Annotated in this window: 10 protein-coding genes; 2 read left to right on the top strand and 8 right to left on the bottom strand. The window is 42.2% G+C overall.

Annotated elements, in window-relative coordinates; translation table 11 throughout:
* Positions 1-20 precede the first annotated feature (20 nt).
* Positions 21-158, bottom strand: a complete 138-nt coding sequence (locus tag RG963_RS15535; RefSeq protein ID WP_310577189.1) for a hypothetical protein — start codon at positions 156-158, stop codon at positions 21-23.
* A gap of 139 nt (positions 159-297) precedes the next feature.
* On the opposite strand from RG963_RS15535, the gene pdxT reads away from it, so the two are divergent.
* Positions 298-897 carry a pyridoxal 5'-phosphate synthase glutaminase subunit PdxT gene (pdxT, locus tag RG963_RS15530; RefSeq protein WP_310577188.1) on the top strand — a complete coding sequence of 200 codons (600 nt, stop codon included), beginning with the start codon at positions 298-300 and terminating at the stop codon, positions 895-897.
* Between the two features lie 248 nt (positions 898-1,145).
* A complete protein-coding gene (locus RG963_RS15525) occupies positions 1,146-1,553 on the top strand; it encodes a pyridoxamine 5'-phosphate oxidase family protein (RefSeq protein ID WP_310577187.1) in 408 nt (135 codons plus the stop codon).
* 346 nt (positions 1,554-1,899) lie between these two features.
* On the opposite strand, the gene RG963_RS15520 is transcribed toward RG963_RS15525, so the two are convergent.
* The 7 genes from RG963_RS15520 to RG963_RS15490 form a co-directional block, all read right to left on the bottom strand.
* Positions 1,900-2,664 (bottom strand): ABC transporter permease, encoded by a 765-nt coding sequence (locus tag RG963_RS15520; RefSeq protein ID WP_310577186.1) that lies wholly within the window; start codon positions 2,662-2,664, stop codon positions 1,900-1,902.
* The gene (locus RG963_RS15515) at positions 2,661-3,653 is read right to left on the bottom strand and encodes an ATP-binding cassette domain-containing protein (protein ID WP_310577185.1); all 993 of its coding nucleotides are present in this window, start codon (positions 3,651-3,653) and stop codon (positions 2,661-2,663) included. Before RG963_RS15515 ends, RG963_RS15520 begins: the two co-directional genes overlap by 4 nt.
* 132 nt (positions 3,654-3,785) lie before the next feature.
* Positions 3,786-5,516 carry an ABC transporter ATP-binding protein gene (locus RG963_RS15510; protein ID WP_310577184.1) on the bottom strand — a complete coding sequence of 577 codons (1,731 nt, stop codon included), beginning with the start codon at positions 5,514-5,516 and terminating at the stop codon, positions 3,786-3,788.
* A gap of 2 nt (positions 5,517-5,518) precedes the next feature.
* Positions 5,519-6,448 (bottom strand): ABC transporter permease, encoded by a 930-nt coding sequence (locus RG963_RS15505; RefSeq protein ID WP_310577183.1) that lies wholly within the window; start codon positions 6,446-6,448, stop codon positions 5,519-5,521.
* The gene (locus tag RG963_RS15500; RefSeq protein WP_310577182.1) at positions 6,445-7,428 is read right to left on the bottom strand and encodes an ABC transporter permease; all 984 of its coding nucleotides are present in this window, start codon (positions 7,426-7,428) and stop codon (positions 6,445-6,447) included. The genes RG963_RS15505 and RG963_RS15500 overlap by 4 nt, the downstream gene beginning before the upstream one ends.
* Positions 7,429-7,432: 4 nt before the next feature.
* Positions 7,433-8,296, bottom strand: coding sequence for a class I SAM-dependent methyltransferase (locus tag RG963_RS15495; RefSeq protein WP_310577181.1), 864 nt, complete (start codon positions 8,294-8,296; stop codon positions 7,433-7,435).
* Complete coding sequence (locus RG963_RS15490; RefSeq protein ID WP_310577180.1) at positions 8,274-9,953, bottom strand: ABC transporter substrate-binding protein; 1,680 nt, start codon at positions 9,951-9,953, stop codon at positions 8,274-8,276. The genes RG963_RS15495 and RG963_RS15490 overlap by 23 nt, the downstream gene beginning before the upstream one ends.
* Positions 9,954-10,187 lie beyond the last annotated feature (234 nt).

Here is a 10,187-nt window from a genome sequence, read left to right as displayed (position 1 = left end):
CATCAGTGCAGACATGATCCCTACAGGAGAAGCCTTGCAGGAACGCGGTTGGTAATAAACCGGTAAGTAAACCCGAGTTGCGCCAGCAGAGTTGCGGCTCTGCAGTGCGCTGTCCTTCTCGCTTCGCTCGAGAGGACTAATTTATGGGCAAGTAACATTGCTTTTCGCTCAAGAGGGCTAAAAATTTAATTTTTAAAAATGGATTCTTCTTACCGGCTTGTAGGAAGAAATCAATTCAATTTTTTACATTTTTTGATTCAACAAAAAAACGTTAATTTCTGGAAAATGGTGTTTTTCATGAAGATAGGTGTAATCGCTATTCAGGGAGCGGTTTCTGAGCACGTAGATGCTTTAAGGAGAGCTCTTGCAGAAAGAGGGGTAGATGCAGAGGTAGTTGCGATTAAGCATAAGGGAATTGTCCCTAAATGCGGCGGAATTGTGATTCCAGGCGGGGAGAGTACAACGCTTTGCAGGCTGCTTGCCCGCGAGGGAATTGCACAAGAGATTAAGGATGCGGCTGCGAGAGGGATTCCGATTCTTGGGACCTGTGCAGGGTTGATCGTACTTGCAAAGGAAGGGGATGAGCAGGTGGAAAAGACCAGCCAGGAATTGCTTGCGATTATGGATACGAAAGTTAACAGGAACGCATTCGGAAGGCAGAGGGATTCGTTTGAGGCGGAACTTAAAGTTGAGATCCTTGATTCTCCTTTTACCGGCGTATTCATCAGGGCTCCCGGAATAGTGAGCTGCGGACCGGGTGTTCATGTGCTCTCCAGGCTTGAAGATCTGATTATTGCTGCAGAGCAGGGAAATGTGCTGGCTCTTGCTTTTCATCCGGAATTAACCGATGACCTGCGTATTCACCAGTATTTCCTGGACAAGATATTTAACTGCTGAAATTCTCTGGGTTTCCGGTTTTATTTCCCGTTTTTTTCTTTATTATGCCTTTTTTCTCTAAACTTTCGATTCTTTTTTTATTTTTCCGGCACCTTCTGTATATTTTTTTCTATACTTTTTCCGTGCATTTTTCCTAGGAAAAAGTATAGAACCAGAGCCCTGACCTTTATTTGTATTTGATGCCTTCAAAGTTATATATTCATTGCAGCCATATTAATAAAAACAGATCTAACGAAGGGGTAAAGTAAATGGTAAAACTGAGCAACGAGATGAAGGAAGACTTTGCAAAAATGAGGATTTTTCCCTTTGCAACCGCATCTATAAATGGAGAACCAAACGTAATACCAATCGGCTTTTGCAAGCTGCAGGACGACAGAGAAACAATCTGGATTGCAGACAATTATTTTTATAAGACCCGCCATAACATTGAAGAAAATCCGAGGGGGGCAATCTATGTATGGGGACCGGAGGTCAAAGGTTGCTATCAGATAAAGGGGGACTTTGAGATCAAGACCGATGGGGAAGATTACGAAAAGATGTACAAGATGGTCAAGAGCATGGGAGACAGGTTCCCTGCAAAAGCCCTTATGATTATGAAAATAACTGACGTTTACGAATGTAAATCAGGGGCAGGGGCCGGGAAACAGCTTCTTTGAAGAACTTTTAGAGGCTATATAAGAAAATTTCGATTTTATCCTGACACAGAGGACGAAAAAATCCTCATAACCTCTCTTTTTTGACGAAATATTTCAGATAAAGGTATTATGATGCCATTTTTCTGAATATCACTTTTTGTGTAATTATTCATCTACCTTTATTTCTAACTAATTTCCTGCCATTAAATGATGATTATTTTCATACTGTTTTATACTGGTTGATATAAAAAATAGTGAATATTCACCCGCTCGCCCAATTTTTTATGAGGTTTAGTTTAATGGAGTTTTCAGATTCCGTGTGTTATCTTCCAGAAACCGGAATTATTCCGGTTTAAAAAAAATGCATCTATATTATCTCTGCCTTCTGGAAGAAATAACTACTGGCGCAGACCATCAAAACCGACAGTGTTAAAAGAATAGATATATTCAGAACAATTGAGAATTCACAATGACCAATCAATATTCCTCGCAAAGCATCAACACCATATGTCAGCGGATCAAAATAAGACAGAATCCTTAAAGGAACTGGCAAATTTGAAACTGGAAATAAAGCTCCAGATAACAGAAACAGAGGAAATGCAATAAAATTAATAACCGTGCTAAACCCATGAAAATCCTTCAACAAGGATGACAAAATCAATCCTATATTTATAAATATTGTCGATATAAGAACCATTATCACGATAGAGAACAGAATCGCAGGAATAAAAGGCAGTCTAAAACCAAGTAACACCGACATCATCATAATAATAAGTGCCTGAATGATTGATGTGGTTGCGCTTCCGGAGATCATCCCAAGAACAATAGAGACTCTGCTTGCGGGAGTCACCATAACCTCTTTTAAAAATCCGAACTGCTTGTCCATTATGACACTCATGCCTGCATAAGCAGCCGTAAAAAGAAGGGTCATTCCGATAATACCCGGCACTAGATACTGAAAATATCCTATAGATTCAGGCAGACCTGGAAATTCCACTTTTCTAAAGCCCATACCCTGAAAGACTAGCATAAAAGCCGGCATGCCAATAGCACCCGCAACCCTGGACCTTGCCCTGAAATACTTTATCATCTCACGCCGCCAGAGAACATATACAACTTTTCCCTGAATCATCGGAGCATCCTCCTTTTCATCCGATCACGCCTGGCTGACTGTCTGCTGCCTTCCTGTTCCCGTATTATTGAACCTGTCAGACGAATAAAAACATCCTCGAGGCTTGGTTTGCTGAAATTTATCGAACTAATCCCAATACCCAGATTGCCTGCAGTCTGAAAAATATCAGGAATATTTTTCTCGTAATCCGAGATAGTAACATCAAGAGTTTTTCCGTTCTGAACAATTTCCCTCACCCATTCTTTCTCCCCAAGTGCAGCAGCAATGAGATCAATCCTCCCCTCAATAGTCAGGCTGACACAATCACCTCGAAGACGTTTCTTCAGACTAGAAGGGGTGTCAAGTGTAATTATCTTTCCATGATCAATTATCGCAATTCGGTCACAGAGGTTATCAGCCTCTTCCATATAATGGGTGGTCAGAATAACAGATGTCCCGTAATTTCTGTTCAGGTTTCTGATATAATCCCATATTGATCTCCTGGTCTGTGCATCAAGCCCAAGAGTAGGCTCATCCAGAAACAAAACCTTTGGATAATGAATAAGCCCCCTTGCAATTTCAAGCCGCCTCTTCATCCCGCCCGAATAATTTTCAACAAGAATATCAGCTTTATCAGCCAGACCCACAACATCAAGCACTTCCCGTATTCTTTTCTTCCGCTCATCTGAACCGATGCTGTACATCATGGCGTGAAATTCAAGATTTTCCCTCCCGGTAAGCCCTATATCGAGCGAAGGATCCTGAAATATTATTCCTATATTATTCCTGATAGGATCAGGATCTCTTCTAAGGTCATATCCTGCAATTTCAGCATCACCTACCGTAGGAAGAAGAAGAGTGGTCAGCATATTTATTATAGTCGTCTTTCCCGCACCATTAGGGCCTAAAAGCCCGAAAAGCTCTCCGGTCTCAACCGAAAATGAGACGTTGTCTACAGCAGTAAATTCCCCAAATTTTTTAGTCAGCTCTTTAACTATTATTGCACTCATATTAAACAAAACCTTCAAACCGGGATTTTCGAACAATTATTAGAAATTCACCTTTCAACATTCACCCTTCAAAATTCACCTTTCAATGACAAAAAATAAAATGTGCAAATTTAAAAATTGTATGAATAAGATTTATAATGCCGGATGATTATGACAGCACAGCCCTATTCTTGAACCCACAAGCCTCTTTGTATACTCATCAGAAGGTGAAAGCATCACATCATGGGAATTTCCCATCTCTACAATCTTTCCGGAATCCATAACGGCTATCCTGTCAGCAATCTTCAGTGTCAGGGAGAGATCGTGTGAAATATATATCATTGCAAACCCTCTCCTGTTCTGAAGGCCCTTTAAAAGACGTAATACATTTGCAGAGGTTGAAACATCCAGAGCCGAAGTTATCTCATCGGCAATAAGGAGTTTTGGCTCCATAACCATTGCTCTGGCAAGCGCAACCCTCTGCCTCTGCCCGCCGCTGAGTTCACCGCAATATTTACTGAGGAAATTATCATTATTGGGAAGACGAACAAGTTCAAGGGCATTTTTAACCATTTGCAATCTATCCCCATTGGACCCAATCTTATTGATATAAAGAGGCTCTTTGACTGCATCAAACACAGTAAACCTGTTGCTGGTTGAACTGAATGGGTCCTGGAATACTATCTGAATGCCATTGAACCTGTTTCCATAATTTTCTCCGCTGACATTTCCACCCATAAACAATACCTCTCCGCATTCGGGCCTTATTACATTTGCAAGGATGTGTGCAAGGGTTGACTTGCCAGATCCTGTCTGACCGACAACTGCAAGAACCTCCCCTTCCTTTACTTCCAGATTAACATTATCAACTGCCTGAAGATATTCACCATCTGGCAGGCGATAGCTGAAACTCAGGTTTCTGGCCACCAGAATGCCTGCTATACCACCTCTATGGCATGCAATTTCCCGCCCGTCTCCTGCTGGCATCAGAACCGGAGAAGCTTTATTGCATATATCGATTTTCTGTGTACATCTTGGGTTGAAAGGACAACCCTTAAACTCATCCCCTGCCGGAACATCCCCTGGAATTCCCCATAAATCTTTATAAACGAAAATATCCGGTGTCGAATGGACAAGGCCTCTTGTATAAGGATGAAGGGGAGATACGAGAAGATCCTTTACAGGGCCGGTTTCCACAATCTTTCCTGAATACATAACAGCAATCCTGGCCGCCAGAGAAGATATAAAAGTGATATCATGAGAGATCATTAATATCGTATAACCGTTTTTCTTCTGAAGGCCAACCAGAAGGTCTCTGATTTCCTTTCGGGTAAATGCATCAAGTGCAGAAGTAACTTCATCAAGAATCAGTAATTTAGGATCGCATGAAAGAGCCATTGCCATAAGAGCCCTCTGCCTCATACCCCCGGAGAGTTGATGCGGATACAAATCCATCCATTTCGGATCAAGGCCGACAGTCCGGAATAGATCCGTACATTTACTCCGGGCTTTGTCAGGGCTGATATCAAGGTGTCTTACCATCGGTTCCATCACCTGAACGCCTACTTTCATGACAGGATTCATCACTTCCAGGCCATTCTGAAAAACTATTGCAATATCCTTCCATCTGAATCTGTCAATTTCGGATTCAGACAAAGAAGAGATTACCTCATCCCTGTAAAGAATTTCACCGGAAGAGGCTGTATTTTCCGGCAAAAGCCCCATGATCCCAAGTGCAACAGTGGTCTTTCCACTTCCGGATTCTCCAACTATACCCAAAATTTCTCCTTCTTCAATTTCAAAAGAAATACCGTCAACAGCCCTGACAGTGTTACTGTCAGTCAAATAATGGCATTTAAGGTCATTGATTTTAAGCAGACTCATAATCAGAAACCTTTCTTTCTCTTTAATTTAGGATCAAGTATCCTTTCCATATCCCTGCTTATGAACGCAAGACAGAGTAGAAGAAAAATAAGCATAAACAACGGAGGCAATAGCCACCATTGCCAGTAAGGTGTAAAATATATCGACCTGAAACCGGTTGCATGATTAAGCATCATCCCCCAGCTCTTGGAAGTGGGATCTCCAAGCCCCAGAAAAGCAAGTCCTGTTTCGGCTATGATTGCATGTGAAGATATGCCGATGACAAGCACAAGCAGAACAGGCATAACTTCAGGAAATATATGCCTCCAGAGCAGGTAAAATGGTTTTGCACCATAATTCCTGGCGGCAATAATATAGTTGTTCTTCTTTAATGACAGCGTCTGGGAACGGGCAATACGTGCGGGTTTGGCCCAGCTGAAAAGAACAAGTATAAGAATTACGTTAAGAATACTTGGTCCAAGAAAAGCAGATATTACAATCAGAAGAGGAAAACTTGGAAGAGCCATTGTCACATCAATTACCCTCATCAGTCCCTTATCAATGTGCCCTCCCATACATCCGGCCAGTATTCCAATAGCTCCTCCCCCAAAACCTGCCGCAAAGGCTACTGCAAGACCTATTGTAAGGCTCATTCTTGCACCATAACATATCTGTGACCAGATATCCATACCAAGTTCATCGGTTCCAAGTATGTGCCCGGAACCTGGAGGTTCAAGTGAATCACCTGTGATCTTCTGAGGAGGATAAATTGTAATTACAGGAGCAAAAACTGCCATTAAAATGATACAGATAATGCCAAGGACACCAATTTTCCCTTCAGTACTCAACTTAGAGAATGTCCTGGCTATACTGCTGATAATTCTGTCAATATTTAAAGCCTGAATAAAAGAAAGTATTCCGGCATTTTCAAAGGCAGCAATATCCTTTATCATATCACAACTCTCGGATCAAGTTTCCCGTATATTTTGTCAACCAGCATATTGCAGATAAGTATGGAGACTGCAATTACCAGGAGAATACCCTGGATAAGAGGATAATCCCGGCAGACTACAGCACTTCTGAGTGTCATCCCTATGCCAGGATAAGAAAAAACACTCTCAACAAGTACAACACCACCCATCATTATCCCGATCATAAAACCTGTTCTTGTCACTACCGGAAGCAGTGCATTTCTTAGTGCATGCCGGGTCCATACGGTTTTTTCACCCAGCCCTTTGGCTCGTGCAGTCCTGATATAATCCTTTGTGGTCACTGTAATCAGGGTATTTCTGGTGAGCAGGTACACGTCGGTCAGCTGTGCAAGTGATAGAGTCACAACAGGCAGAAAGGCATGGCACAATATATCCAGTACCTGCTCTGCCGGACCGTTATAGTCTGTGAAGGGAGTAATAGCACCTGCAAGCGGGAAAAGCCTGAGATATACACTAAAAATCAGAAGAAGGATCAGGCCAAGCAGAAAAGAGGGAATCTCTGCAAAGGCGATCATTCCCGTCATCATAATTCTGTCACTCCCCTTTTTTCGGTTCTTTGCCGAAAGTGTTCCGAGAACCACACCGGAGATTGTACTGATTACCGTAGCGCCCACGACAATTAATATAGTCCAGGGGAGATGGAGCATTATTACATCACTGACCGGCATTTTGTAATAAATGCTCCTTCCCAGATTGCCAGCCATCAGATTTTTCACATATACTAAAAACTGTTCAGGCAACGGCCTGTCAAGTCCGTAATAGTTAATATAATAAAGACGCTGTTCCTCTGTCATTACGATAATTTCTTCCCCTACTTCATCTGCGGAAGTGGTTGTGAATGGATCTCCAGGCATCATCCTTGGAAGAAAAAAGTTTATGGCAAGAATTACAAAAAGGGTCAATAACAACCTGAAAATATACGAATTCCTGTCCTTTCCCATCCAATCATCTGCCGTTAACTTCCCAGGTCATCATACCGGTATATACATCTGACTCAGAATGGTACATTCCATCCGGAGAGGCATTTTGATAATAATCCCTTATTTTTTCCTTTGTTTCATCATCAAAATCCCTGCCCCGTCCGATGAAGTCTATTGCCTGGTCTGCAGCTTCTTTCCAGTTCGTTTCTTCCTCCCATTCGGAATGGTTGATCCTGACCGATGGCTTGTAGCCTGAGAGATAAAGATACATGAATGGATAATTAATGCCGTTCATATTATTCACAGAGTTTTCACCAAGTATTGAACTCCGGATATCACGATACGCCCTGTCTTCACCTCTTCTCAGAAAGTTACTGTAGTAACAAAGATTTTTTGAGCAGGCCGTCATCTTATCAAAGTTTTCAATATCCCTTATTGCGGGAGTCATGGATGCAATTACAAGGTCGTATTCGTTCCGGAATCCAAGTTCATCTATGTCTGCCGTCCACCAGGAGCATTCAATGATGTCTACCGGAAGAGACTCCTTTTTTACAGTATCTTTTAGTCTATCGAGCATTCCGGACGATATGTCAAGTGCAGTCACCTCTGTTCCAAGCCTTGCAAGAGGAAGAGAGAGGGTGCCGGGCCCGCACCCGATATCCAGAACTTTCGAACCTTCCGGATTAAAACCGGCCTCTTCAAGGAATTCGAGGATCTCATCGGTTCTCTTCTTTCTTTGCTCTTTTTCCATATTTTTTGAATAATTTTTAGAGCGTTTGTTCCAGAACTCTGCCATCCTGCCCTCATCCGGGATGTTCAAAGCTTCAACTGTAGCTTTTTTCCAGCATTCGACCAGGTTATCAATGTTATCTTTTTTCTGCAATTCCATCCCTCTCAAGATACGAAAGAATACTGTGTGTTCTTGCATGGTGATCGTACATATTCATCCAGCCGTCATATTTCGAAATGTGCCATGCATCATACGATGTAGTGTAATAGAGCGGTATTGCGGGTATATCATTCGCAAGCACGGTCTGCATATCGTATACTAGTTCTTTCCGTTTATCATTGTCAAGTTCCTGCAATTCCTGGGCACCTAGAGCATTCAGGGTATCATTGTGGTAACCGTATACTGCTGCTCCAGATGAGACACTTCCTGACTGTGAACCTGTATCACAGTATCTTGTACGAAGATAATCTGCATCTGTTCCCCAGCCGCCAAAGCCGCTGATCAGAAGTTCAAAGTCTCCGTTCTTTAAATTGGTATCACGGGACTTGCTCTCCAGGGACTTCACCTGAACGTCAATTCCCACTTCACTCAGTCTCTCTTTTATAAGTTCGCCAATACGGACTTCGCCGCTGCTCAGGGACAGTACATATGACAGTTTTTCCCCGTTTTTGTCACGTATTCCATCCCCATCTGTATCGGTCCAGCCTGCCTCGTCAAGCAATGCTACGGCCTTATCCGAATTGTAGTCATATTCCGGCTGGTCAGAATTATACCAGACATGGTCTTCGGGGAGTATGCCCATTTTTCCGGCTTTCCCTGCACCTCTTGCGATCTTTTCTACCAGTTCGTCACGGTCAATGGCATAAGCAAAAGCCTGCCTTATCCTGCTGTCATTAAGCTCAGGACATTTTTTCATGTTGAAATAAAACTGGTAACCCCAGAAAGCCGGTTGCTGGACTATTCTTACATCAGGGTCTGATGTGAACCGGTCAAGAATATCAGGAGATATACTTGTGAAATCTATTTCCCCCTGTTCAAAAGCTATTAATGAATCGCTGACCGGAATAAACTCGACGGATTTAACGGCAGTATCCGGCCCCCAGAAATTCTCGTTTGCTACAAACCTGTATGTTCCGTGCTCTTTGTTGTACTCATCAAGAATGAACGGACCAGTACCGGTGACTGCCTGTGGATCAAGGAAACTGGCTGGATCTGAGACATTTTTGTATATGTGTTCTGGTATTATCTTAAAACCCGTGAGCTTATAAAGGAAGGTTGAAGCAGGCTGGCTCAGTACAAATCTGACAGTATTGGAATCCACAACCTGAACATTATCTACAATACCGGACTCAATCCCACCTGATATGGGTACGTTTTTCTGCTCATAGTCAAAGGTAAATTTAACATCGTTTGCCGTAAAAGGTGTTCCATCGCTCCAGCTGACACCTTTACGGAGATGAAATGTATATTCGGTTCCGTCTGAACTGACATTCCAGTTTTCAGCCAGCCAGGGAATTATTCCAATTTCATCTCTTTCTAGCAGACTGTCAAAGATCATTCCAACCTTTGATGATCCAGGACCCCCCGGATATATCGTAAACGGCTGTGGATAGCCACAATCTTCACCACTCAGATTAACAACATCCACATGCTTTGATCCGTCAGAAGTATTCTCAACAGATATCCCCGTCTGATCAGAAGTGTTTTTAGCCGATGTCCCGGCCTGAGCACTGTCCTGATCAATACAACCCGCTGATATTAAGATAAGAGTTGTCAGGAAAATAGAAAGTAATACTAATAACTTCTTTTTCTCCACTATAGAACACCTTTTTTTGCGAGTTACCTTACTAATCACCTGGTAATATGAATAAAGACACTAATGACACGTATGTGTTATTACCTACAGATATAAGAGTATTACTAAATGTGCTCATACAAAAAGGATCTTATTAAGTAAGCTCAGAAAAACAAGATACTAATTTGATGAGAACTTTCCAAAATAAAGTCGATCGGTTCAAAATATATTTCTTGCCAAAAAAGTATTATTTTT

Source organism: Methanosarcina baikalica (assembly GCF_031461075.1).
GTDB classification, from domain to species: domain Archaea; phylum Halobacteriota; class Methanosarcinia; order Methanosarcinales; family Methanosarcinaceae; genus Methanosarcina; species Methanosarcina baikalica.
This window is presented reverse-complemented; position numbering and strand designations above follow the sequence as displayed.

Excerpts from the sequence above, each read along its gene's own strand:
- RG963_RS15535 (WP_310577189.1), bottom strand. The coding sequence starts at position 158 with ATGTTACTTGCCCATAAATTAGTCCTCTCGAGCGAAGCGAGAAGGACA.
- RG963_RS15500 (WP_310577182.1), bottom strand. The coding sequence starts at position 7,428 with ATGGGAAAGGACAGGAATTCGTATATTTTCAGGTTGTTATTGACCCTT.
- RG963_RS15505 (WP_310577183.1), bottom strand. The coding sequence starts at position 6,448 with ATGATAAAGGATATTGCTGCCTTTGAAAATGCCGGAATACTTTCTTTT.
- RG963_RS15510 (WP_310577184.1), bottom strand. The coding sequence starts at position 5,516 with ATGAGTCTGCTTAAAATCAATGACCTTAAATGCCATTATTTGACTGAC.
- pdxT (WP_310577188.1), top strand. The coding sequence starts at position 298 with ATGAAGATAGGTGTAATCGCTATTCAGGGAGCGGTTTCTGAGCACGTA.
- RG963_RS15495 (WP_310577181.1), bottom strand. The coding sequence starts at position 8,296 with ATGGAATTGCAGAAAAAAGATAACATTGATAACCTGGTCGAATGCTGG.
- RG963_RS15520 (WP_310577186.1), bottom strand. The coding sequence starts at position 2,664 with ATGATTCAGGGAAAAGTTGTATATGTTCTCTGGCGGCGTGAGATGATA.
- RG963_RS15525 (WP_310577187.1), top strand. The coding sequence starts at position 1,146 with ATGGTAAAACTGAGCAACGAGATGAAGGAAGACTTTGCAAAAATGAGG.
- RG963_RS15515 (WP_310577185.1), bottom strand. The coding sequence starts at position 3,653 with ATGAGTGCAATAATAGTTAAAGAGCTGACTAAAAAATTTGGGGAATTT.